Source organism: Pseudofrankia asymbiotica, assembly GCF_001983105.1.
Lineage (GTDB): Bacteria > Actinomycetota > Actinomycetes > Frankiales > Frankiaceae > Pseudofrankia > Pseudofrankia asymbiotica.
In genome coordinates, this window is the sequence record NZ_MOMC01000050.1 from 66,117 (window position 1) to 89,464 (window position 23,348).

24 protein-coding genes are annotated in these 23,348 nt (G+C 72.1%); 15 read left to right on the top strand and 9 right to left on the bottom strand.

What is annotated here, in order from left to right:
• Positions 1-41: 41 nt before the first annotated feature.
• Both BL253_RS24655 and BL253_RS42435 read right to left on the bottom strand, forming a co-directional pair.
• Positions 42-1,073 carry a helix-turn-helix transcriptional regulator gene (locus tag BL253_RS24655; RefSeq protein WP_241835086.1) on the bottom strand — a complete coding sequence of 344 codons (1,032 nt, stop codon included), beginning with the start codon at positions 1,071-1,073 and terminating at the stop codon, positions 42-44.
• Between the two features lie 594 nt (positions 1,074-1,667).
• Positions 1,668-1,808 carry a hypothetical protein gene (locus tag BL253_RS42435; RefSeq protein WP_158230410.1) on the bottom strand — a complete coding sequence of 47 codons (141 nt, stop codon included), beginning with the start codon at positions 1,806-1,808 and terminating at the stop codon, positions 1,668-1,670.
• A 383-nt stretch (positions 1,809-2,191) separates the two neighbouring features.
• Between BL253_RS42435 and rsgA the strand changes: the two genes are divergently transcribed.
• The 5 genes from rsgA to BL253_RS24680 all read left to right on the top strand — a co-directional run bounded on the left by rsgA (position 2,192) and on the right by BL253_RS24680 (position 7,226).
• On the top strand, positions 2,192-3,373 hold the full coding sequence (gene rsgA, locus BL253_RS24660; protein ID WP_241835087.1) for a ribosome small subunit-dependent GTPase A: 1,182 nt from the start codon (positions 2,192-2,194) through the stop codon (positions 3,371-3,373).
• 777 nt (positions 3,374-4,150) lie between these two features.
• Entirely contained in the window at positions 4,151-4,561 is a 411-nt protein-coding gene (locus tag BL253_RS24665; protein ID WP_076819522.1) for a VOC family protein, read from the top strand.
• 225 nt (positions 4,562-4,786) lie between these two features.
• Positions 4,787-5,206: a YciI family protein gene (locus BL253_RS24670; RefSeq protein ID WP_076819524.1), complete on the top strand. Its 420-nt coding sequence runs from the start codon at positions 4,787-4,789 to the stop codon at positions 5,204-5,206.
• A 33-nt stretch (positions 5,207-5,239) separates the two neighbouring features.
• Entirely contained in the window at positions 5,240-6,541 is a 1,302-nt protein-coding gene (locus BL253_RS24675) for an RNA polymerase sigma factor (protein ID WP_076819525.1), read from the top strand.
• An 82-nt stretch (positions 6,542-6,623) separates the two neighbouring features.
• Complete coding sequence (locus BL253_RS24680; RefSeq protein ID WP_076819527.1) at positions 6,624-7,226, top strand: YdeI/OmpD-associated family protein; 603 nt, start codon at positions 6,624-6,626, stop codon at positions 7,224-7,226.
• 127 nt (positions 7,227-7,353) lie between these two features.
• On the opposite strand, the gene BL253_RS24685 is transcribed toward BL253_RS24680, so the two are convergent.
• Entirely contained in the window at positions 7,354-8,175 is an 822-nt protein-coding gene (locus BL253_RS24685; RefSeq protein WP_081438652.1) for a hypothetical protein, read from the bottom strand.
• Positions 8,176-8,468: 293 nt separating this feature from the next.
• Between BL253_RS24685 and BL253_RS24690 the strand changes: the two genes are divergently transcribed.
• Complete coding sequence (locus tag BL253_RS24690; protein WP_076819529.1) at positions 8,469-9,140, top strand: TetR/AcrR family transcriptional regulator; 672 nt, start codon at positions 8,469-8,471, stop codon at positions 9,138-9,140.
• On the opposite strand, the gene BL253_RS24695 is transcribed toward BL253_RS24690, so the two are convergent.
• Positions 9,090-9,905, bottom strand: a complete 816-nt coding sequence (locus tag BL253_RS24695) for a DUF2071 domain-containing protein (RefSeq protein ID WP_076819530.1) — start codon at positions 9,903-9,905, stop codon at positions 9,090-9,092. The two genes, BL253_RS24690 and BL253_RS24695, sit on opposite strands and share 51 nt — an antisense overlap.
• Positions 9,906-10,052: 147 nt before the next feature.
• Between BL253_RS24695 and BL253_RS24700 the strand changes: the two genes are divergently transcribed.
• Positions 10,053-10,430, top strand: coding sequence for a VOC family protein (locus tag BL253_RS24700; RefSeq protein WP_076819531.1), 378 nt, complete (start codon positions 10,053-10,055; stop codon positions 10,428-10,430).
• Positions 10,431-10,472: 42 nt separating this feature from the next.
• Here BL253_RS24700 and BL253_RS42440 read toward each other — a convergent pair whose 3' ends face one another.
• From BL253_RS42440 to BL253_RS24720, 5 genes are all read right to left on the bottom strand, one after another.
• Entirely contained in the window at positions 10,473-10,634 is a 162-nt protein-coding gene (locus tag BL253_RS42440; protein ID WP_158230411.1) for a hypothetical protein, read from the bottom strand.
• A gap of 105 nt (positions 10,635-10,739) precedes the next feature.
• Entirely contained in the window at positions 10,740-11,300 is a 561-nt protein-coding gene (locus BL253_RS24705; protein WP_076819533.1) for an isochorismatase family protein, read from the bottom strand.
• Between the two features lie 115 nt (positions 11,301-11,415).
• Positions 11,416-13,152, bottom strand: a complete 1,737-nt coding sequence (poxB, locus tag BL253_RS24710) for a ubiquinone-dependent pyruvate dehydrogenase (RefSeq protein WP_076819589.1) — start codon at positions 13,150-13,152, stop codon at positions 11,416-11,418.
• A 220-nt stretch (positions 13,153-13,372) separates the two neighbouring features.
• On the bottom strand, positions 13,373-13,783 hold the full coding sequence (locus BL253_RS44000) for a GrpB family protein (RefSeq protein WP_076819534.1): 411 nt from the start codon (positions 13,781-13,783) through the stop codon (positions 13,373-13,375).
• A gap of 45 nt (positions 13,784-13,828) precedes the next feature.
• The gene (locus BL253_RS24720) at positions 13,829-14,452 is read right to left on the bottom strand and encodes a TetR/AcrR family transcriptional regulator (RefSeq protein WP_076819536.1); all 624 of its coding nucleotides are present in this window, start codon (positions 14,450-14,452) and stop codon (positions 13,829-13,831) included.
• A 128-nt stretch (positions 14,453-14,580) separates the two neighbouring features.
• Between BL253_RS24720 and BL253_RS24725 the strand changes: the two genes are divergently transcribed.
• From BL253_RS24725 to BL253_RS24760, 8 genes are all read left to right on the top strand, one after another.
• Positions 14,581-15,009: an ester cyclase gene (locus BL253_RS24725; protein ID WP_076819537.1), complete on the top strand. Its 429-nt coding sequence runs from the start codon at positions 14,581-14,583 to the stop codon at positions 15,007-15,009.
• A gap of 62 nt (positions 15,010-15,071) precedes the next feature.
• Complete coding sequence (locus BL253_RS24730; RefSeq protein WP_081438654.1) at positions 15,072-15,668, top strand: ester cyclase; 597 nt, start codon at positions 15,072-15,074, stop codon at positions 15,666-15,668.
• 5 nt (positions 15,669-15,673) lie between these two features.
• Positions 15,674-16,189: a hypothetical protein gene (locus BL253_RS24735; RefSeq protein ID WP_131831558.1), complete on the top strand. Its 516-nt coding sequence runs from the start codon at positions 15,674-15,676 to the stop codon at positions 16,187-16,189.
• A gap of 49 nt (positions 16,190-16,238) precedes the next feature.
• Entirely contained in the window at positions 16,239-17,234 is a 996-nt protein-coding gene (locus tag BL253_RS24740) for a D-2-hydroxyacid dehydrogenase family protein (RefSeq protein WP_076819540.1), read from the top strand.
• Between the two features lie 177 nt (positions 17,235-17,411).
• Positions 17,412-19,832 (top strand): GGDEF domain-containing protein, encoded by a 2,421-nt coding sequence (locus BL253_RS24745; RefSeq protein WP_076819542.1) that lies wholly within the window; start codon positions 17,412-17,414, stop codon positions 19,830-19,832.
• A gap of 48 nt (positions 19,833-19,880) precedes the next feature.
• A complete protein-coding gene (locus BL253_RS24750) occupies positions 19,881-20,405 on the top strand; it encodes a PadR family transcriptional regulator (RefSeq protein ID WP_076819543.1) in 525 nt (174 codons plus the stop codon).
• Positions 20,402-21,091: an ABC transporter ATP-binding protein gene (locus BL253_RS24755; protein WP_076819545.1), complete on the top strand. Its 690-nt coding sequence runs from the start codon at positions 20,402-20,404 to the stop codon at positions 21,089-21,091. Before BL253_RS24750 ends, BL253_RS24755 begins: the two co-directional genes overlap by 4 nt.
• Positions 21,088-23,265 carry an FtsX-like permease family protein gene (locus BL253_RS24760; protein ID WP_076819547.1) on the top strand — a complete coding sequence of 726 codons (2,178 nt, stop codon included), beginning with the start codon at positions 21,088-21,090 and terminating at the stop codon, positions 23,263-23,265. The genes BL253_RS24755 and BL253_RS24760 overlap by 4 nt, the downstream gene beginning before the upstream one ends.
• The last annotated feature ends 83 nt before the right edge of the window (positions 23,266-23,348 follow it).

Below are 23,348 nucleotides of genomic sequence, written 5' to 3' on the forward strand. Positions count from 1 at the left end.
CGTGGCTCCGGCCGGCGAAGCCCTGACGGCGGGGCGGAGCCCTAACGGCGGGGCGGTGGCAGGAGGCCGAGGCGGGCGGTGATGGCGCCCAGCTGGAAGCGGCTCGTGACGCCGTGCTGGACATAGAGGTCGGCGACGTCCCGGCGGACGGTGCGCGGGGTGATCCCGAGTCGGTCGGCGACGGCCTGGTCGGTGTGCCCCTGGGCCAGCAGCGCCAGCACGGCGCCGCGGCGTGCCTGCTCGGAGCCGTCGGCGGCTGGCCGCGGGCCGTTCAGCGGCTGCGCCTCCTTGTGTACCCGCTCGACCAGGTCGCTGATCACGGCCAGGGGGCCGGGGGCGCGGACCAGCAGCGCGCCCTGGCCCAGGTCGTCCGGGTCGACCGGCAGGACGGCCTCCCGCCCGTCGACGATCATCACCCGCATGGGCACGAGTGGGCTCTGGCGTACCCATCCGACCGCCGGCAGCCGGCCGCCGCCCAGGGCCCGCGCCGCCGTCACCTGGTCCGGTGTCCACACCGAGGCGACCCGCACGCCCCGCCCGGCGGCCCTCGCCAGCCCCTGCAGCATGTCCACGGCGGCCGGGCGCGGCGGGGTCGGCCCGGACAGCAGGAAGCCGATCTGGGTGGTCGCGTTCTCGACCAGCTCGGCGATCTGCACCCACACCTGGTGGGGGTCCAGAAGCGCGGCCACCCCCTCGACGTTGTCGGGGCGGCGCCGGCCGGCGACGTAGTCCGACAGGAGCCGGCTGCGGTACAGGGCGGTGCGCTGCGCGGACAGTGTGGCCTCCCGCTGCTCCAGGGCGCGCTCGCGCATCGCGTGCTCGACGTACAGCGCTATGGAGGGGTCCTGCGCCTCCCAGCCCTCGTCGATCTTGCGCAGCAGCCCCCGTCCCGCGAGCCGGTCGACCTCGGCCGTCACCTTCTCCACGGGCAGCCCGGCCCGGTCCGCGAGCATCTCGATGGTGGCCCGGTGGTGGCCGGCGGCGGCGCGGAAGACTGCCAGACCCGTCTCGTCCAGCCCGAACAGCGCCTGCTCGTCCCCCGGCACCACGATCCCCCACTCCCCAGCCGTCACGGAAGGGAACCGTCGCCCTCACCCGCCGCACCACAGCCGACGGTGGGCGTAGCGAACTGACGACGCCTGGTCGCACGATGGCGTGGCGGGCAGGTTAACGCAGGAAACGTGGGCGAACTATCCAAATCGGCAGCGGTATGCGCTCACCGCGACTGGATGCCCGTTTTGCCCAATAATCATCCGCTATGACCGGACGGTGGGCGCGGGTCACCACCCGCACCGCGGGGGCCCCGTCCGCCCGGCTCGACGGGCCCCGACGGGCCCCGTCAGGAGAGCCTCGGCCCGACCCGGATCACTGCTAAGTCCCAGCGCAGCCTAGCGTTTCGCGTGCTGAACACCGCCGGCCGGCCGGGTGYCACGAGGGGCGTCGGGACGGGCCTCTCCACCCTGCGCGGCCGCCGAGGACCGAGTGCTGGGCCACACGGCCGCCGAGGGCCCGCCCAGGTAGATGTCGCGCCGGTCACGGGACGGAAATCCGCATCGAGCCGAATCGACACCCAGATGACCAGAATGCTCGGAGAAACATATCCGACTGGGAACGGACGACCATCTCGGCGGCGCTATCGGTGGATCTTTTGCGAATAGGCCAGTTCGCTAAGGGGAGACGGTCAACCGGGAGAACCCGCGCAACGTGAGGCTGGGGCGGAACTGGAGCTCCTCGCCGGTCAGCGCGAGGTTCGGGAAGCGCTCGAAGAGCAGGCCGGCGCGGACCGAGGCAGCCGCAACGTGCCGCAACGTGACAGAGTGAGCGGCCACTCGATCGAGAATTTGGGCGATCGCCCGGCATCGGCGCGCGGCTGGGCCGGAGATTCGGCACCGGAAATTCAGCGGCGGTGCGCCCCGGCGGGTGGTAGTTTCCCCGCCGGACGATGAAGTGGTCGGGCCCGGTCGCGGCTGGCGATCACTCCGACCCGGATGGCATGGAGGTGGGCATGGCCGCCACGGTGGCTGTCGCGTTCGCGCGCCCTCGATCCTTCCGACCGTCCATCGTCACCGGCTGACGACGACGCCGCGGACGGACCTGGCTACCGCCGGTCCGCCGCCGGCCATCCGTCACCGGGGCACTCCCCGAGGGGTTCCCTCCGTTGCTCGCGTCTCCCGCTGGCGACCGCGCTTGCGTGCCCGGCCGTCCGCACCCGAACCACACCCACACCGATCACCACCAGTCCGGTTTCGACCTCGATCTCGAAGCCGGCTCCGGCTCCGATCCCGGCGCCGACCAGGACCTCGTCGCGTACGGCTGGGACGACGGCTGGGACGACGTGTTCGCGTCGCACCGCGCCGCCGGCCTCGTCCCTGGCCGGATCACGCGCGTCGACCGGGGAGCCTGCGAGGTGGTCACCGCCGTCGGCCGCTCATGGCCGGCGACGGTGCCCGCCGGGCCGGTGGGCACCGCGCCCTGCACCGGCGACTGGGCGGCGCTGCGTCCCGCCCCCGTCGCCGGCGCGGCCGGGCACGAGACCCTGACCGTCGCCGCGCTGCTCCCCCGGCGGACCGCGCTGGTCCGCGCGTCCGCGTCCCGGCGGTCCGACCCGCAGCCACTCGCCGCGAACGTCGACATCGTCGCCGTGGCCGTCGCGCTGACCGCCCCGATCAACCTCGGCCGCCTCGAGCGGCTCGTCACCCTGGCCTGGGAGAGCGGCGCCCGCCCGCTGGTGGTGCTGACCAAGGCCGACCAGGCCGGCGGCGCCTGGTCCGAGACCGCCCGGACCGCCGAGGCCGAAGCCGCGGCGGCGGCACCCGGCGTCGACGTCGTCACCACCAGCGCGGCCGACGGGACCGGGCTGGACGTCCTTGCCGCTCTCCTCACCGGCACCTCGGTGCTGATCGGCACGTCCGGGACCGGCAAGTCGACGCTGACCAACGCGCTGCTGGGTGCCGAGGCCCAGCGGGTCCGCGCGGTGCGGTCGGCCGACGGCAAGGGCCGGCACACCACGGTCCGCCGCGAGCTGCTGCCGCTGCCCGGCGGCGGGGTGCTGATCGACACCCCCGGGCTGCGCGGGGTCGGGCTGTGGGCCGCCGAAAACGGGCTGAGCCAGGCCTTCGCCGACGTCGAGGAGCTCGCCGCCGGCTGCCGGTTCGGCGACTGCGAGCACCGGACCGAACCCGGCTGCGCGGTGCTCGCCGCGGTCGACGACGGGACGATGCCGGCCCGGCGGCTGGCGAGCTACCGCCGGCTGCTGCGGGAGAACGCCCACATGGCGGCCCGTGGCGACGCCCGGCTGCGCGCCGAGCAGGAACGCCAGTGGAGAACGATCAGCAAGGAACAACGACGCATGTACCGGGAACGCGGCCGCTAGCCGCAGGACGCAGGGGCCGTTGAGCGTGGACGGCGCCCGGGCATGGTCCCAAGGACAGCACCGCGCCCGGTGACCAACACCCGGAGACCGGGTAGCCAGTGACCGGGGCGATGCCTCCGATCCCACCAGATCATGGTTCGGCCCATGATCTGGTGGGATCCTCGTCGCCAGAGCGAGGCAACCTCATCACTCAGGTCTTTCGTCGGATCCGGTCATGGCTTGTGGAGCGGATCCCGGCGTTCCGGCCCGCCACAACTTATGGACGGATGGACAGCCAGAGCAAAGCGGCGGCCCGGGCGCCCCTCTCCCGCGTCGTGGCAGGCGCCCACGGGGTCTCGGGCGTCGTGTCAGACGTCTGGGGCCTGAAACGGTGCTGGTGGTGACTCTGACGTCGGACAGGATGAGCACACGGCCGCGCGGCCGCCCACGCGGCGCCCTGCCTGAGCCCGGTCGGGCTGCGAGCGGGGTTGACTCTGCGATCGCCAGGACGTCCCAGAGCCACTGGGTTCTCGCGTGCCGGAGCTCCGACGATCCCACCAGATCACCCGCGCGTTCCGGACCCGGCCGGCCACCCAGCAGTTTCCTGACGGCCCGGTCGGTGGGCGCCGGCCAGGTGCGGCCTCGCCGTGGCAGGGTGGTCGTCAGCGTGCGCCTGGCCCGGCGATGGTTCGGCGTCCCCCGCCACGCGGTGCGCGGATGGGCTGGAGCGGGTGGCTGGCCAGGGCGTCCCGGGCTGGCGCGGAGGCAGCGTCGAGAGTCGAGAAAACGGAGAGTGCCGTGGGATTACAGCGGGTCGAGATCGGGTTGGTCAGCGCCGACGAGGCGTTGGTGGAATTCTTCGCCCACGTCTTCGGGCTGGAACGACTCCCCGCGGTGAAATCGGGCTCCGGGGTCGTGCACCGCCTGCAGGCGCCCGGCACGGTGATAAAGGTGATGGTGCCCTCGGCCCCGCCCAGCGTCACCGAGCCACCCGAGTCCTTCCTCAGCGCGACTGGTCTGCGCTATCTGACGATGTACGTCACGGATCTCGACGGAACCCTCGAGCGCGTCACGGCCCGCGGCGGGCGGCTGCGGCACGGCCCCATGGACGTCGGTCCTGGCGTGCGCGTCGCGGTCGTCCAGGATCCCGACGGCAACACCGTAGAAGTGGTCGGCGGCGCACCCCAGCCCGACACGGACCGCCGGTAGCGTCGCGCCAGGCGGCACTGGCCCACCGCGCCGCGAGTTCTGGAAGTTCCGTCAGACGTCGCACGCCAAGGGTGACACGTGGCGTCTGACCGAACTTCGACCTGCCGGCGCGGGCGACGGGGCGGACGTTCGCTGAAGGGGTGTCGATCCGCGGCTCCCCCGTTCGACCTGTGAGTGTGAGGGCCGAGAGGCGGCCCCGCGCCAGGGAGATCAGGGAGACCGAAGATGGCGAAGTACATGTTGATCATGCGAGGCACGGACGAGTCCATGGCGAAGATGATGGACACGCCGTTCGAGCAGATGCTCGAGACGATGGGTCGCTTCAACGAGGAGCTGATCCGCGCGGGTGTGCTCGTCGCGGCCGAGGGCCTGGACGACCCGAACCAGGGCGTGGTGGTCGACTTCAGCGCCGAGACGCCGGTGGTCACCGACGGTCCCTACGGCGAGACGAAGGAGCTGTTCGGCGGCTTCTACATCCTCGACGTCGCGTCGAAGGAGGAGGCGGTCGAGTGGGCCAAGCGGATGCCGGCGATGACCGGCTCGAAGTGCGAGATCCGCCGCGTGCCGGGCATCGACGAGTTCCCGCAGGACAACGAGTGGGTCGTCATGGAGCGCGCGTGGCGCGAGCGGACCGGCCAGCTCTGACGGCCAGGGCTTCCGCATGACCTGGGCTTCCAGATGACCGGGGCTTCCGGCGGCCCGCCGAGCGCCGAGTCGGCGCGGCGGGCCGTCGAGGCCGTCTGGCGGATCGAGTCGGCACGCATCGTCGGCGCGCTGGCCAGGTATATCGGGGACTTCGCGCTCGCCGAGGACGTCGCGCAGGAGGCGGTGGCGGAGGCGCTCGTCACCTGGTCACGGGATGGCGCGCCGGCGAACCCGGTGGGCTGGCTGCTCACGACCGCGCGCCGGCGCGCCATCGACGGCTTCCGTCGCCGGTCGGCGCTCGACGAGCGGTACGCGACGCTCGCCGGCCAGCTCGCCGAGGGCGAGGCGAGCTCGGGCGCGCCTGCGCGGCGTCAGGCGGACGACCTGCCGTGGGATCCCGACCGGGTCGACGACGACGTCCTCGCGCTGATGTTCGTGGCCTGTCATCCGGTGCTCTCGCCGGAGGCCCGGGTCGCCCTGACGCTGCGCGTGGTCGGAGGTCTCGGCAGCGAGGAGATCGCCCGCGCGTTCCTCGTGCCCGTGCCGACCGTCCAGGCCCGGATCACCCGGGCGAAGAAGACGATCGCGGCCGCGGGGGTGCCATTCGAGCTGCCGCCGGCCGAGAACCGGCGCGAGCGGCTCGGTGGCGTCCTCAGCGTGCTCTACGTGATCTTCACGGAGGGCTCGACCGCGACGGTTGGCGACCGTCTGCTGCGCCCCGACGTCGCGTACGAGGCGATCCGCCTTGCCCGGATGCTGGCCGCTCTGCTGCCCGACGAGCCGGAGGTACACGGGCTGCTCGCGCTGTTCGAGCTCACGGCCGCGCGTTTCCCCGCCCGGACCGGGCCCGACGGCGAGGCGGTGCTCCTGGAGGACCAGGACCGGCGGCTGTGGGACCGGTCCGCGATCCGCCGCGGCCAGGCCGCCCTGGGCCGGGCCTCGACGCTGGGGCGCGGGCTCGGGCCGTACGGGCTGCAGGCGGCGATCGCCGCGTGCCACGCGTCGGCCCCGTCGGTCCCGGCGACCGACTGGGAGCGTGTCGTGCTCCTCTACGAGGCGCTCGGCCGGGTGGCCCCGTCACCGGTCGTCGAGCTCAACCGGGCCGTCGCCGTCGCGATGGCGCACGGACCGCGGGAGGCGCTGGTCCTGGTGGACGAGCTGGTCGCCTCCGATCGCCTGTCCGGGTCGTACCTGCTCCCCGGCGTGCGCGGCGAGCTGCTCGGCCGGCTCGGCCGGACCGCCGAGGCACGCGCCGAGCTGGAGCTCGCCGCCCGGCTGTGCCGCAACGTCCGCGAGCGATCGGTGCTGCTGCGCAAGGCGGCCGCGCTGTCGTGACGTCCGACAGGTTGCGTCAAGGGCGGCGGTGGCGCGGCCCGTGACGTCGTCGCCGTCGCCGTCGCCGTCGCCTCAGGAGATAATGGAGAACGTGGAATCCGGCGAGCGTGGACAGGCCGAGATCCTGATCGTGTCCGATGTCGCCGCGTGGCGTGCGTGGTTGGACGCGAACGAGGGCCTGTCGGACGGCGCGTGGGTGGTCCTGGCGAAGAAGGGCACGGTATTCCCGACGTCGTTGACCTACGCCGAGGGACTCGACGAGGCACTGTGCAGCGGATGGATCGACGGGCAGAAGAGAAGCCGTGACGAGGTGACCTTCCTACAGCGATTCACTCCGCGTCGCCCGCGGTCGATCTGGTCGCAGCGGAACATCGGGCACGTGGCGCGCCTGACGGCGCAGGGCAGGATGCGTCCCCGGGGCCAGCAGGAGATCGATCGAGCGCGGGCGGACGGGCGCTGGGCCCGTGCCTACGCGGGTGCGGCGACGGCCGGTGTCCCCGACGATCTCGCCGCCGCCCTGGCGGCGCGGCCTGGGGCACACGAGCGGTTCGAGGCGCTGAGCGGACAGGACCGCTACTCGGTGCTGCACCGGCTCATGACCGCTCCGAACGAGGTCGTACGCCAGCGGCGCCTGGAGAGGTTTGTAGCGATGCTCGGCCCCGACACCACCCCGCCCGCGCGCTGAGGCCGGGTCCACTCGCACGCGTGTACCTGTCAACGAGGATGGCGAACCGGCGTGCCAGTCCTACGGCACATGCCCTCGATGTCGACGTCGAGTGGAGGCGCGAGCCCACAGCGGCGCCGCCGTACCGTCATGACATCTCTGGCATGCCCACGGTCATCCTCGGGACCTGTCGCTGCACGGTGAGCCACACCGTCCTGGCCGCCGCGAGCACCTCGCCACCCTGCCCCAGCAGGGCCGAGCCGGCGATCAGCCTGCGGCCCTCACGTCTGACCGACCAGGCGACCACCTGGTACTCGTGTCCGGCCACCGGCAGTGTCGGCACGTCGGCGGTCATCTGGCCGAGCAGGACGGCGGCATCCTCGCCGATGTCATGGGCTTCGATGGCGGCGATCCCACCGGGACAGCCCAGTGCCGCCCAGGCGATCTCCGGGCGCACACTCGGACCGCCGGTCGCGGACGAGGCATCCGGTGTCCACGGCGCCGCCCACAGGGGTCGACCACGCACGAGTCCAGGGAAGATACGCAGGCCGTCACCCCGCCCACGGTGAGTGCCGCAGACGAAGCAGGTCTGGAACTCCGGCCGTTGGAAGTATCGTGATTGCCCCTCGGCCGCGCGTGCTTCGGCCATCGAGACGGTGTCGGGTACCCACAGGGCCGGGCGGTCCTGGGAGGGCGCGGCCTCGGCTATCAACGTGCCAGCCCGCCGGACGCGTACCGAACCCTCGGGGCCGACCTCGACGGCCATGGGCACGGCCAGCGGCGGCGGTCGACGCAGGGTGACCGTGACTGGGCCGTCGAGATACCCGGCGAGGCGGCCGCCCACGTAGCCACCGTCGGCGCTGCCTGGCGGCCCGCAGAAGCGGGACGGGACGGTCAGCGTGGTCAGCACCGTCCGCGACGGCCGTTCGCCGGCCGCGGGCAGGGGCGCCCACCTCGAAACGTGTGACATGGGGTGGACGCTAGGACCGCGGCACGGGGCCGGTCATCGGGCAGACTACCGGCGCACCGTCCGATTGATCCCCCTGCTAGCACAGATGGCAGGCACGGGCATCGGGCAACTGACCGAGCCCTCAGCGGGCGGAAACGGGATCATGTCCGGCGCCGAGACGGGGCCTGGGAGGGCCGGCAGTCGCTGCGGCGAAAAAGGGCTGGCTTTGGTTTCTGGTCGTCGGTCCACGACCCAGTACAGTGCCCCCACGGAGGTACGGCAGTGGTCAGGCTGCCGCGCGAGGGAACGGACGTATGAACGACCCTGCCAAGCAGCGCTCCGAACCCGACACCAGGCAGCGGCTGATCGACGGCGCGCTGGAGGCGATCCGCGTGCGCGGCATCGCGGGAATCTCGGCGCGGACCGTCGCCGCGACGGCTGGCGTCAACCAGGCATTGGTCTTCTACCACTTCGGAACGGTAGACGGCCTGCTCTCCGCCGCGTGCCAGTCCGCCACCGCCGAACGGGTCGAGTTCTACCGCGAGCGGCTGGCCGCCGTCGGCTCGGCCCAGGAGCTGCTGCGGCTCGGCCAGGAGCTGCACGAGATCGAACGTGGCCATGGCCATGTCACGGTGCTCGCCCAGCTGCTCGCCGGCGCGCAGGTCGACGCCCGGCTCGCGGAGGCCGTGCGCGCGGCGCTCGGGCTGTGGACCACGGAGATCGAGGCAGTGCTCCGCCGCCTGTTCGGACAGTCCGCGCTCGCCGACGTCACCGACTTCGCGGGCCTGGCCCGCGCGGTCTCGGCCTCGTTCATCGGCCTGGAACTGTTCGAGGGGGTCGACCCGGCCGGCGCCGCGGCCGCCACAAGCTCCCTCGACGGCCTCGCCGCGCTGCTCGACCTCCTCGACAGCTTCGGCCCGGTCGCACGACGGGCGCTACGAAGCCGTACCCGTCGCACCACCAGGGCCGCCGGAACCAGCGGCTGACGCGCAGGGCACCTGTCCGGCGCCAGCACTCGCGGCGGGCTCATCCCGGACGGGCATCGGCCGAAGCGGTTTCCAGATTGCTGGGACGGCCCGCATCAACAGGGCGTTGTCGAGCACGGCGCTGCCCGGCGGAAACCGGTCGGGGTCGTCGAAGAAGGTGGAACGCACGTGCCGGACCTCGACGGGCTCCACCCGCCAGGCCGCGACGTCCAGTTCCACACCGTCCAGGCACGACGCGTCACGGCCGGCGGAGTAGCCCGCCGACCCGCGCCTGAAGAAGTCCGACGCCTCGCCGAGGCTGGCGAACAACGTGCTGCCCTGAAACCGCTCGGCGACGTCGGCGTCGACGCTCACCTGGGTCGCGCCGTCCCGGCTGGCGTAGGCGATGTGCAGGTCCCGCGACGTTTCCCGCACGTCGAACGACGCGGCATGGTGAACCACCGCCAGCCGACCGCTCGCCAGGACACTTACGGTCGACCCGGTGTCGCGACGGGCGATGTAGACGCCTTTCTCCGGCCCGTCGGGGCCATCCCATTCGACCGCGATCCGGTGGGCGGCGTTCTCGCTACGCAGCCCGAGAGCACCCGGCAGCCAGGCAGGGCGAACCCGGCCCAGCCGGATAAGACAGATGCCCGCGACCGCCCAGCCGTCGATCTGCTGGGGGCGCATCGCCACGGGCAGCATCGAAGCGACCGCGGCCGGCGCGACGCGGTAGTTCACCAGCAGACGCCGCTCGATGACACTCGACACCCGCGGTTGCCTCATGCCAGCTCCTCCATCGGCCGCCCGCTTGAGCGGCTGCTCAACTGAAGGCCAACAGATCTTAAGCGGTCGCTCAATCCGCCTGGACCGATGAGTCTGTTCGGTCGCCCGGGTCTCTCCACCAGGGCCGAACAACAGGAGGGACCCGCGATGGGGCAGCCAGTCGTGCACTTCGAGATCATCGGGCGCGATCCCGCGAAGCTCCGGGGCTACTACGCCGAGCTGTTCGGGTGGGAGTTCCAGACCAGTGACGCGGCCACGGAGACGATCTCCGAGCCGGGCAACTACGGGTTCGTGGACGAGAGCACGGCCAGAGGCGGGATCAACGGTGGCGTCGGCGGCGGCGCGGACCACGAGGGACGTGTCCTGTTCTACGTCGGGGTCCCCAACGTCGAGGCCGCGCTCAGGGAGGCTGAGAGGCTCGGCGGGAAGCGCCGGATGGGTCCCGAGGGCACTCCCGGAACCCTCGTGGTCGGACAGTTCTCGGATCCCGAGGGTCATGTGATCGGCGTGGCCGGCACGGAGTAGGCCAACGGTCCCCCATCGGTGCTGGTCGCGCCGGCTTCCGATTCAGGTCGTCGCCGTGGCCGTCGCGGCCGACACGCTCGTGCGTGCCTCGGCCTCCAGCTCGTCGATACGGTCGAGCAGGTCGAGGACGAGCCCGATCGCGGCGTGGTTCAGGCACAGAGCCGCGCGCAGTTGCTGGATCGGTCGCCGCGCTCCCCGGCGCACGCGACGGCTGGTCTCAGCGGGCAGCGCTGTCAGGTGCGGGAGCGCTCAGGCAGGTGCGGGAGCGCTCAGGCAGGTGCGGGGGCGCTCAGGCAGGTGCGGGGGCGCTCAGGACGTTCCGGCGAAGTCGACGTTCTGGGTCTCGACGGTGCCGGCGGTACGGCCCGGGGCCGTCTGGTAGGTCCAGTACAGGTTGGTGTGGGCAATGACCGCGTCCGGCGGTGGGGCGCCCCACGCCGTGGTGTCCTCGGTGGTGTGGGCGTCGCTGACCAGCGTCGCGTCGTATCCCCGGGTGAGCGCGCCGTGCAGCGTCGAGCGGATGCACTGGTCGGTCTGGGCGCCGACCACGACGAGCCGCCCGACCCGCAGCCCGGCCAGGACACCCGCCAGGTCCGTGTCCTCGAAGGAGTCGCCGTAGCGCTTCTCGATGCGCCGCTCGTCGTCGCCGGGGCGCAGCTCGGGCACGATGCGCCAACTGTCGCTCTCGGGCACGAAGTTCTCGTCCGTCTGCTGCACCCAGATGACCGGCACCTCGTCCCGCCGGGCCTTCTCGACCAGGTAGGCCACGTTCGCGATGACCGCGTCCCGCTGAAGCGCGTTGTTGACGACACCGTTCTGCACGTCCACCACGAGCAGCGCGGTGTTCGGCCGGCCCGGAAGTGTGGTCACTGCCCGCCTCCTCGGATGGATCACCAGCAACGGCCACCGTAGACCGCACCACCGACAGGTTAGACCGATTTGTCATGAATCGGACTCGCGCCGGTCGACCCCGCGAGGCCTCAGGTCACTCGGCGTCCAGATCCCTGAGGTTGGTCCTGGCCAGCTCGACGAGCTCGTCCCCGCCGCCGGACACGATCGTCCTCGTCGCGTACAGGGTGAAGCCCTTCATCTGGCCGTAGGTGAGCTTCGGGGGAAGCGCCAGCTCGTGGCGCGCCGTGTGGACGTCGACCAGCGCCGGGCCGTCGTGCGCGAACGCGGCGGCCAGCGTCTCCTCCAGCTCGCTCGCGCTCTCCACCCGCGCGCCGAACAGGCCCGCGGCGCGAGCGATCCCGGCGAAGTCGGGGTTGTCGAGCTCGGTGCCGTAGGTGACGATGCCGCCGGCCTTCATCTCCAGCTCGACGAACGACAGCGCGCCGTTGGTGAACACCACGACCTTGACCGGCAGCCGCTGCTGGCGCAGCGTGATCAGCTCGCCGAGCAGCATCGCGAGGCCGCCGTCGCCGGACAGCGCGATGACCTGCCTGCCCGGCGCGGCCGCCTGCGCCCCGATGGCCTGGGGCAGGGCGTTCGCCATGCTGCCGTGGTTGAACGAGCCGATCAGCCGGCGGGCGCCGTTCATGTGCAGGTAGCGGGCCGCCCAGATCGACGGCGTGCCGACGTCGGCGGTGAAGACCGCGTCGGCGGCGGCGAGCCGGTCGATCGTGGCGGCGATGTACTGCGGGTGCAGCGGGGCGCCGTCACGGCCGGGGCGGGCCAGTCTGTCCAGCCGGGTCCGGGCCCGCCGGTAGTGCGCGGTCATCCGGTCCAGGTGCGTGGAGTCGGTCTTGACGGCGATCAGCGGCAGCAGCGCGTCGATCGTGTCCCTGACCGTGCCGACCAGCGGCACCTGAACCGGTACCCGGCGGCCGATCTGCTCGCCCCGCACATCCACCTGGATCACCGGCACGCCCTCAGGCAGGAAGGGCCGGTAGGGGAAGTCCGTGCCGAGCATGACCAGGGCGTCGCAGTGCTCCATCGCCCGGTACCCGGAGCTGAACCCGATCAACCCGGTCATCCCGACGTCGTAGGGGTTGTCGGGTTCCACGACGTCCTTGCCGCGCATCGCGTGCACGACGGGCGCCCTCAGCGCCGCGGCGAGCCCGACAAGCTGGTCGTGCGCGCCGGCGCAGCCCGCGCCGGCGAGGATGGTCACCCGGCTGGCGGCGTCCAGCACCCGCGCCGCGTCCGCCAGCGCCGGCTCGTCCGGGCGTACGACCGGCCACACGGCCCGCACCGGAGCCGGCGTGGCACCCCCGGACGCCTCGCCGAGGAAGATCTCACCGGGGACGATGATCACGGCGACCCCGCGGTGCTGCAGTGCCGCGCGCATCGCGAGCTCGAGCAGGCGCGGAAGCTGCGCCGGGATGCTGGCCAGCTCGCAGTAGACGCTGCACTCGCGGAACAGCAGTTCCGGGTGGGTCTCCTGGAAGTAGCTGCCGCCGATCTCCTCCCGCGGGATGTGCGCGGCGATCGCCACGACCGGCACCCGACTGCGGTTCGCGTCGTACAGCCCGTTGATCAGGTGCAGGTTGCCCGGGCCGCAACTGCCCGCGCACACCGCGAGCTCCCCGGTCAGCGCCGCCTCCCCGGCCGCCGCGAACCCGGCCGCCTCCTCGTGCCGGACGAGCTGCCAGGAGATCGCGCCGTCGCGCCGCAGGGCGTCGGTGAAGCCGTTCAGCGAGTCACCGGGAATTCCATATACCCGGCGTACCCCGGATGCCTTCAGCGTCGCCACCATCACGTCGGCCACCGTGGTCGCCATCAGCTGCTCCTTGCCACGAACCGACCATGCGGGCGGGACAGCGCCGGTCAGGGCGGTCAGGGCGGTCACGCCCCAGGCTGGGCAGACCGTCATCCGCCGACGTCAGCCAGCTATGCCACCGATGTCGGGCGACCGGGCCCGGGGCCCGGGCCCGGACAGGGATATCGCGTGCGTGGCCTCGTGAAAGCGAGGTCCGAGCTCCTGTTCGGCGGCGCCGCCATCATTCTGCGCGGGTCCAGTCGATTGTGCTGGCCCAGCGCTCCGCTCGGGTGATGATCTCGGTCGCGAGCGGGCCCTTGGCATCCGCATAGGCGTCCATGTCCGGCCGGTCGCGGGAGGCGAGCCGACGCTTGAGCGCCTCGTAGCGGGCGCGGTCACGCGGGTCCCGGCGTAGCCAGTCCCGGAAGAGCAGGGTTCGGCGTTCCCAGTCACTGCCGGCCGTGCAGATGTGCAGATGCACGGCGAGGTCCGGCGTGCGGAGCATGCGGTGTCCAGGTTCCCGCACCCGGAGCAGGTATCCGATGTCGGTCAGCGGCGGAAGACAGCGCTGTTCGTGATCGTGCGACGCTCGGGACCGCCGACCAGTTCGGTGCGCGCCGTCATGATCCCCGCCTTGGGCAGCGCCGCTCACCGCCGTCCGGCGGCGACGGCGCGATCGCGACGCGGTCCGGATGGCTCATGCGCGCCTCGACGGGTCCCGATCGAGAAGCTCGCGGATCAGGGCGTCAGCCACCCATTCCTCGAACGCGTCGGGCGCCCAGCCGGACTCGACGACCAGCTCGCCGTAGACGCCGGGGGCGGCGAGCGCGCGGTAGATCGCCTGGGCCTGGGGGACGGGGACGCGCAGCGCGCCGTCGAGCGAGGCGATGATCATGTCCATCACCTGGTTGCGGCCGGCCAGCTTGGCCTGCAGAAGCGCCCTGGTCTCGGCGTCCTCGTCCGAGGCGGCCGCGAAGAGGGTCACCACGTCGAAGCCGGCCTCGTACAGCGCCCGCAGCCAGTGGGCGGCGGCGCGCAGCCGCGACCTGGGGTCGGGCTCGGCGACCGCCGCCTGGGCGAGTTCACGGGCGCGGGCCTCTTCCAGCCATCGTTCGCAGATCGCCGACAGGATCTCCCGCTTCGCGCCGAAGGCCGAGTAGACGGTCCGGCCTGCGACGCCGGCCTCGGCGGCGATCGCGTCCATGCTCGTCGCCCGGTAGCCCCGGGCCGCGAACAGGCGGCGGGCCGCCTGGGCGATCCGCTCGCGGGTCTGCTGGGCCTGGAGTTGTCGGTAACTGGACGTCTTGACAGGCGGAGYCACATGGATACAGTAGCACTGCCTTAGATGCAGTGYCACTGCATCGACAGCACATAAAGAGCAGTGAAAGCAGTGCTACTGCATCAGACGTGAGTCCGCAAGCCAGTAACGATCATGAAAGGAAGCAGGCTGTGGAAACCGAGGCGAACAAGCGCACCGTCCGCCGCGTCTTCGAGGAGGCCTTCACTCAGGGCAACCTCGACGTCGTCGACGCGTGCCTGGCCCCCGACGCCGTCGACCGTCATCCCTTCGCCGAGGACGAGCCCGACTTCCGCGCGCACCTCAAGGGCACCATCCGCATGCTGCGCGCGGCCCTACCCGACCTGGAGACCACGGTCGAGGATCTGGTCGCCGAGGGCGACCGGGTCGCCGCCCGAATCCACCTGACCGGTACCCACACCGGCGGGCCCCTGTTCGGGGCCGAGGCCACCGGTGGCCGGGTCGCGGTCGAGCAGTTCCACATCGTCCAGTGCGACGACCAGGCCCGCGGTATCCGGCACTGGGCCTACGTCGGCCTCGACCAGCTCCAGCGTCAGATCGCCGCGACGCCCGGGCGCTGAGGCCACCACCCTTCACATCCGGCGGCGACCCCGCCCGGGGCCGCCGCCGGGAGGAGCTCACCATGACCAAGCCCACCAGCGCCGACACCCTGTCATCCGTCTCCTCGACCGACGCCGCGACCGTCGACCGGCTGGTCCGGGAGCAGTTCGCCATCATCGAGACCGGAGATCTCCGCCTCGCCGACACCAACGTCACGCCGGACTTCGTCAACCACCGGGCGGGACACGAGCCGCTGGCCGCCCGCCGGCGCGGTCCGGAGGCCCTCAAGGCCACCGCGGTCTGGCTGCGCCGCGCCTTTGGCGAACCGCGCTTCGAGATCCACCACATCGAGGTGAGCGGCGACCGCGCGACGGCCTGGGTCACCATGCGTGGCACCCACGCGGGCCCGTTCGTCGTCCACGACTCGCCCGACGGYGCGGTCACCGAGGTCTTTCCCCCGACCGGACGCGCCTTCGCGGCCCGGCACGTGCACTGGTTCCGCGTCGTCGACGGGGCGATCGCCGAGCACGACGCAGTCCGCGACGACCTCGACCTGGCCAAGCAGCTCGGCTGGATACCGCCGCGACCGGCCTACATCGCGCGAATGATCCTTGCCCGCCGCCGGGAACGCTCCCGCGCCGCCACCGCCCGTCCCGACAACTCCTCACCCGGAAGATGATCATCATGCGCCTCATGGCCCGACAGTCCGCCATCCTCACCCTCGCCGCCCTCGCCGCCCTCGCCGTCGCGGCGGCCTCCGGCTGCCACGCCAGCGACGGGAACCACGACGGCGCGTCGACTGGGCCCCGGCCGACCGTTGCCGCGAGCCAGGTTCCCACCGGGGCCGCGGGCCAGGCCCAGGCGAGCCAGGTCCCGACCACCGGCCCGGCCGGGTCCGACGCGTCGTTCTGCGCCCTGGCCCGAGCCAAGGGGGCCGCGAACCTGAACGTGTTCGACGGCGAGTCGACCACCCCGGCCGAGGAGCGTCAGGTACTGACCAACATCGACGACCTGACCACCGCGGCTCCGGCCGTCATCCATCCCGACTTCGTCCGCTTCGACACGTTCGAACACGCGTTGTTCGCCGAGAACGGCACCCCCGATCCCGTCCTCGCGCAGGAAGCCGGGGGTGAGGGGCTGCGCGGCGCCCTGCAGAACATCAGCGACTACCTCGGCCAACGCTGCGGCATCCACGCATGAGCCCGCGGGAGCACGGGCGCGCGCCGACCGACCCGGCAGGGAGACGGCCATGAAGGTCGCGATCCTCGACGACTGGTTCGACACCCTCCGCACCCTCGACTGCTTCGGTCGGCTCGCGGGTCACGAGGTGACGATCTTCCATGACCATATCCAGGACGTCGACATCCTGGCCGGGCGCCTGCGCGACCACGAAGGGCTGGTGCTCATCCGGGAGCGGACCGAGATCCGGGCGCCGTTGCTTGCGCGGTTGCCCCGGCTACGGCTGATCAGCCAGCGCAGCGTCTTCCCGCACATCGACGTCGAAGCGTGCACCCGCGCGGGGATCGTGGTGTCCTCGAACCTGCACGCCGGCTCGCCGTCCTACGCGACGGCGGAACTGACCTGGGGGCTCGTCCTGGCCGCCGCGCGCCAGATCCCGCGGCAGATGGCATCCCTGCGGGCCGGAACCTGGCAGTCAGGCGTCGGGCACACGCTGCGGTCCAAGACCCTCGGGATCTACGGCTACGGCCGGATCGGCGCGGTGGTCGCCGGGTACGGCCGCGCCTTCGGCATGCACGTGCAGGTGTGGGGCCGGCCGGAGTCGCTGCGCCGCGCCGTGGCCGACGGGCACATGGCCGCCACGAGCAGGGCGGAGTTGTTCGGGACCTCCGACGTGCTGACGCTGCACATGCGCCTCGTGGCCGCCACCCGCGGGATCGTGACGGCCGCCGATCTCGCGCTGATGAAGCCGACGGCTCTGCTCGTGAACACGAGCCGCGCCGGCCTCGTCGAGCCGGGCGCGCTGGTGGCCGCGCTGCGCTCGGGCCGGCCGGGCGGGGCCGCCCTCGACGTCTTCGAGGAAGAGCCACTGCGGGACCCCGACGATCCACTCCTCACGATGCCGGGTGTCGTCTGCACGCCCCACATCGGCTACGTCACCCGGGACGAATGGGAGCTGCAGTTCGCCGACGTCTTCGACCAGATCAACGCCTACGCCGCCGGCACGCCGATCAACATCGTCAATCCCGAAGCCCTCCGGTCCGCCCGTCACGACGAGCGTGCTTAGACACCCGTGGACACGGTGTTCTTTCGCCGACGCCATGACACGAGGCCGATGATCTATATCACTCTATGCACCCAATTGGTAGCGATGGCATTGGAGGGGTACGACACCCCCTGGCGGCCTGACCGCCGGTGCGCCTGTCCGCATCGAATCGGGGCCGGCGGGAGGGACTGGCTGCGTATGGGCAACGGCGCAACGACATCAGCCGCTCCGCGCACGGGTCAGGATGCTCGCCGGTTCGCCGTCGGGCTCGTCGGGTTCGCGGTGACCGTGACAGTCTGCGCACTGGTCTTGCCCGAAGGCGAGGCGTTGACGGCCGTCCGCGTGGCCAACGCCACGGCCGTCATCGTCAGTACCTGCGTCTGCGCCTGGGCGGCGAGCCGTCATCACGGGWTCGAGCGGTGGTGGCGCGCGCTCATGTGCGTGATGCTCCTGGTCGGCGCGGTGATGACCGTGCCGTACCTGTTTCTCGTGGCGAAACAGGGGCAGGCGATCCCCAAATACAACGCCACCGCCCTGCTCGTCTTTCTCCTGCCCGCCACCTCCGGGTTGGTCGGGCTGATGCTTTACCCGTCCGAGCCGTTCGACGTCACCATTCGGGGTCCGACCGGACGCCGTGACCGCTACTGGCTCCTGGTGATCGTCCTGGACAGCCTCATCGTGACCGGCGCGCTCGCGCTCCTGGCCTGGATCGTCATTCTCCAGGGCGTCGTCCGTCCTGGTATCCGGTCATCGACGGTGCTGTATTCCTTCGGGCTGGCGGCGGTCTCGCTGGTGCRGGTGCTCGCCGTGATTCTCGTCCTGGCATTCCGCCGGCTCCGGCACCCACGCGGCCTCGTCGTGCTCGGCCTCGGGCAGTTCGCGTGCGTCTTCTCGCTGTTGGTCCAGCTCGACGTCCAGGTCCGCGGGGCGACGGACTACACGCACCTGTTCGATCTCGGCTACGTCGTGGGGCCGCCGATGATCGCGTTGGCCACCCTGTTGCCGACAACGGCATCGGCATCGGCCCTCGGACCGGGGGACGCCGACCGGCCCGAGGCGCACGCCCGTAGTCCACGGCGCCGCTGGTGGCAGGCCGCGTTGCCCTACCTGCCGCTCGTGGCCGCCGGCGGGTTCGCCCTGGCCACGATCACGCAGCAACGCGGGCTGACCGTGGAGATGTGGGGACTGCTCGCGCTGCTGCTGCTCACCCTTGCTCGCCAGGTGGTCACCCTGGCGGACAACCTCCGGCTGGTCGACCGGGTCGAGGAGGACCAGATCGCCCTGCGTCACCTGGCCTTCCACGACCCGCTGACCGGGCTGGCCAACCGTGCGCTGTTCACCGACCGGCTCGCGCACGCCCTGAACCGGCGGACCCGGGCTCCCGGCCGCCTCGCCGTGCTCTTCTGCGACCTCGACGGCTTCAAGCACGTGAACGACACTCTCGGGCACGCCGCGGGCGACGAGCTGTTGCGGCTGACGGCCCGCCGGCTGCGCGCCGCCGTGCGCGCCGCCGACACCGTCGCCCGCTTCGGCGGCGACGAGTTCGCGATCCTGCTGGAGGCCGACGACCCGGCAGAGGCCGCACGGCGGCTCACCGACGCTGTCAGGGAGCCGTTCCTGCTCGCCGACACCTACTACGTCGTGCGGGCCAGCACGGGAATGGCCGTGGTCGACACCGCCGCCGGGCCGGTCACCGCCGAGACACTGCTGCATCACGCCGACCTGGYGATGTACACGGCCAAGGCCAAGGGCGACGGGGGCCTGACCCTGTACACCCCACGACTCGCCTCGCCGGACACCCTGTCTGCGCTGCACGCGGCACTGGGGGCGGCCATCCGCGGCGACCCATCCGGCGGACGCCTCGAGGTGGACTACCGGCCGATCGTCGACCTCATCGACCGGACCTCGGTGGCACACGAGGCCCGGCTGACCTGGCGTCATCCCACCCTCGGCACGGTGCCAGCCGACCGGATGCTGACCGCCGCCGCCTCCGCCGGCCTCGCGCCCGCCCTCGACGATCTGCTGCTCCAGACGGCCTGCGCTCACGCCGCCGACCACCACGACGCGGCGGGCGGACCACTGCCTGTCCACATCCCGCTGTCCACGGCCCAGCTGACCGGCCGGGACATCACCCAGCAGATCCTCGCCACGGTGGACACCACCGGAATACGGCCGCAGACGCTGGTGCTCGAGCTCGTGGGCACCTCCCAGGCGCCCGATCTGCATGCCACGGCGCGCGCTCTAGCGCGCCTGCACGACCTCGGAGTGCGAATCTCGCTGGCCAGGGTGGGCAGCACCGACACCGCGCCGGACGCGCTGCGCATCCTTCCTGTCGACATGATCGTCCTGCACGAGTCGCTCACCGGGAGGCGGCACGAGCCGGCCACGGCCGCGCTCTCGCACGCCTACCTGACCGCCGCGCTCCGACTCGGGCTGACCGTGATCGCCGACGGTGTCGCCGACGAGTCCACCGCGGCCCGCGTCCAGGACATCGGCTGCCACCAGGCGACCGGCCGGCTCTTCGGCGACTGGAACCCCGAGCGGTCCGGCGACCTGGCCACGATCCGCCCCGTCGTCAGCAACCGATCGAGCGGCTCTAGCACGCCCCAGTCGCTCTAAACCCTGGAGGTATATACGCGAGGTATACGCTCAGGTTATATTGCTCGCATGAGCGTCCCCTTGACCCTCCTCGGCCTCCTCGAACGCGAACCCAGCCACGGCTACGACCTCAAGCGCGACTACGACACCTTCTTCAACCGCGGCAAACCCCTGCCATTCGGGCAGGTCTACGCCACGCTCGGCCGCCTCGCGCGGGACGGCAAGATCGTGATCGGCGACGTCGAGCCGGGCGTCGGGCCCGACCGGAAGCGCTACGTCATCACCGACCTCGGCGCGACCGAGGTCGACACCTGGCTGACCGAGCCGGTGGAGCCGGAGCCCAACCTGCAGACGGTGCTGTTCAGCAAGGTCGTGCTGGCGCTGATGCTGGGCCGTCCCGCCGAGGAGTACCTCGACACGCAGCGCGCCGCACACCTGCGGCGGATGCAGGAGCTCACCACGGTCAAGCGCGGCGGCGACCTCGTCGACGCCCTGCTGGCCGACCACGGACTGTTCCACCTCGAAGCCGACCTGCACTGGATCGACACGACCGTCGTCCGGCTGGACGCCCTGCGTACCGCGGTGACGGCATGACGGCCGGTGGGGGCGCCACGGCCATCGAGGCCCGCGACGTCGTCCTGTCGTTCGGTGAGACCCCGGCGCTGCGCGGAGCGAGCCTCGCCGTGGACGAGGGGGAGATCGTCGCCATCATGGGCCCGAGCGGCTCCGGCAAATCCACGCTGCTGCACTGCCTCGCCGGGATCCTCGTCCCGAGCGGCGGCGAGATCCGCTTCGAGGGCGGCCGGGTCGACCAGCTGGGCGAGAACGAGCGCAGCGTCCTTCGCCGGGACCGGTTCGGGTTCGTCTTCCAGTTCGGTCAGCTCGTGCCGGAGCTGACCGCCCAGGAGAACGTCGCGCTGCCGCTGCTTCTCGGCGGCGTCCGGCGGGGCGCCGCGATGGCCACGGCGCTGCCCTGGTTCGAGCGCCTCGGGCTGGCCGGGCTTGAACGGCGCCGGTCAGGTGAGCTCTCCGGCGGTCAGGCCCAGCGGGTGGCGCTCGCTCGCGGCCTCGTCGCCCGGCCCAGAGTCCTGTTCGCCGACGAGCCGACCGGAGCGCTCGACTCCATCACCGGCGAGCAGGTGATGAACCTGCTCGTCGACTCGGCCCACGAGCAGCACACCACCGTCGTGCTCGTCACCCACGAGGCCCGGGTCGCCGCGTACGCCGACCGGCAGGTCATCGTGCGCGACGGCAGGGTGAACGCGCTGGTGAGCTCATGATCCGGTTCGCGGTGCGGCTGTCGGTGGCCGGCGGGCGGGAGGCGCTCGTCCGGCTGGTCATCATCGCGGGCGCGGTGGCGCTCGGCGTCGCCATGCTGCTCGCGCCGGTCGCGGGCCTGAACGCGGTGGGCGCGCAGAACCAGCGGTACGCCTGGCTCAACACCGCTGTCGGCCCGGCCGCCCGCGGCGGCGACGGGATGCTGTGGCTGATCCGGGGCGACTACTACCACGGTCGCACGATCGGTCGGGTCGAGGTCGCCGCGCTGGGAGCGGACGCGCCGGTACCGCCGGGCATCCCCCGGCTGCCGGGCCCCGGTGAGTACTACGTCTCCCCCGCGCTGGACGAACTGCTACGGGCCACGCCCGCGGCGGAACTCGCCGACCGCTTCCCCGGCCACGGGGTCGGCACCATCGGCGGGTCGGCGCTGCCCTCCCCCGACTCGCTGCTCATCGTCCTCGGCCGCCCACCCGCGGACCTCAGGGCGCTGGGGGCCACCCGGGTCACGCAGATCATGACCACCACGCCGAGCGCGTGCCGTGACTGTTACATCGGGTTCAACGCCGACATCATGGCGGTCACCCTCTCCGTCGTCGCCGTGTCGCTGCTGTTCCCGGTGCTCATCTTCATCGGCACCGCGACGCGGCTGGCCGCGGCCCGCCGCGAGCAGCGCTTCGCGGCGATGCGGCTGGTGGGCGCGACGCCGCGGCAGATCTCGTTGCTGTCGGCGGTGGAGTCGACGCTCGCGGCCGCCGTCGGCACCGCCGTCGGGTTCGGCCTGTTCCTGGCGCTCCGGCCGGGACTGGCCGGGTTACCGTTCACCGGCGAGCGGTTCTTCCCCGCGGACCTGTCGCTCACAGCCCTGGACGTGCTGCTGGTCGCGCTCGGCGTCCCGGCCAGTGCCGTCGTGGCGGCCGGGCTGGCGCTACGCCGGGTCCGGATCTCGCCGCTCGGCGTGACGAGGCGGATCACGCCCCGCCCGCCGCGTGCCCGGCGGGTGTTTCCGCTCGCCGCCGGGCTCGCGGAGCTGGCCTTCTTCATCGGTCGGCGGCCCGACGCGACGAGCGGCCAGCTCATGGCGTACTTCACCGGCTTCGTGCTGATCCTGATCGGGCTGCTGCTGGCCGGGCCGTGGCTCACGATGCTGGCCGCCCGCCTGCTGGCCGGCCGGGCGAGCCGCCCGGCCGCCCTCATCGCGGGCCGGCGCCTCGCCGACGACCCGCGGGCCGGCTTCCGGTCGGTCAGCGGCCTGATCGTCGCGCTGTTCGTGACCAGTGCGGCGACCGGGGCCATCACGACGTTCGTCGCCAACCGCGGCGCGCCCCGCACCGACTCCGTGGCGACGACGAGCGTTCGTAAGATCTTCTGGCCCGAGGATGGTCCGGCGCCGACGACGGCCCAGGTCCCGGCCGGGCTCGGGGCGATCCCCGGCGTCCGCAATGTAACGCTGGTCCACCGGGACACCGACCCGAAGAAGTGGCAACCAGTGATCACGTGTGCCGAGCTGGACCGTCTGGCGGTCTATGGCTACTGCCCGCCCGGCGCCAGGGTCGCCACCGTCGCCCCCGGCCTCGTCGGCTCGGCCAGCGGGGGAGTCGACGCCATCGAGGCGGTCGACGTCACACCCGCCGAGGTCACGCGGATGCCCATCCTTTCCGTGGTCGTCGACACCACCGACCAGGCGGCGTTCGAGCGCGCCAGGACCATGCTGGAGAACGCGTTCCCCCAGGGACAGCTGCCGGCCAGCGAGGGCGAGTGGGAGGCCGACGGCGCGCGGCCGCTGGTGCGGTTCCAGCAGCTGGCCAACGTGGTGATCCTGTGCAGCCTGCCGATCGCGGGCTGCGGCCTGGCGGTCAGCGTGGCCGGCGGGCTCAGTGACCGCAGGCGACCGTTCAGCCTGCTGCGGCTGACCGGGGTGCAGCTCGCGACGCTGCGCCGGGTGGTCGCGATCGAGAGCGTGGTACCGCTGCTGGTCACCGCCGCCGTGGCGATCGGCATGGGATTCCTGGCCGCGCAGCTGTTCCTGCGCGCGCAGCTCGACTACACGCTGGTTGCGCCGGGCTGGGTGTACTACGCCGTCGTCGCCGGTGGGCTCGCGCTCTCGCTGGCGGTCATCGCCTCGACGCTGCCACTGCTGCGGCGGATCACCGGCCCGGAGGCGGCACGCAACGACTAGCCGGACAGGTCTGGGCCGGTTGCCCGCTCTGATGGCCACCCGACGGACCGGGTGGCCATCATGGTGCCCGTGGCGGACGGTGT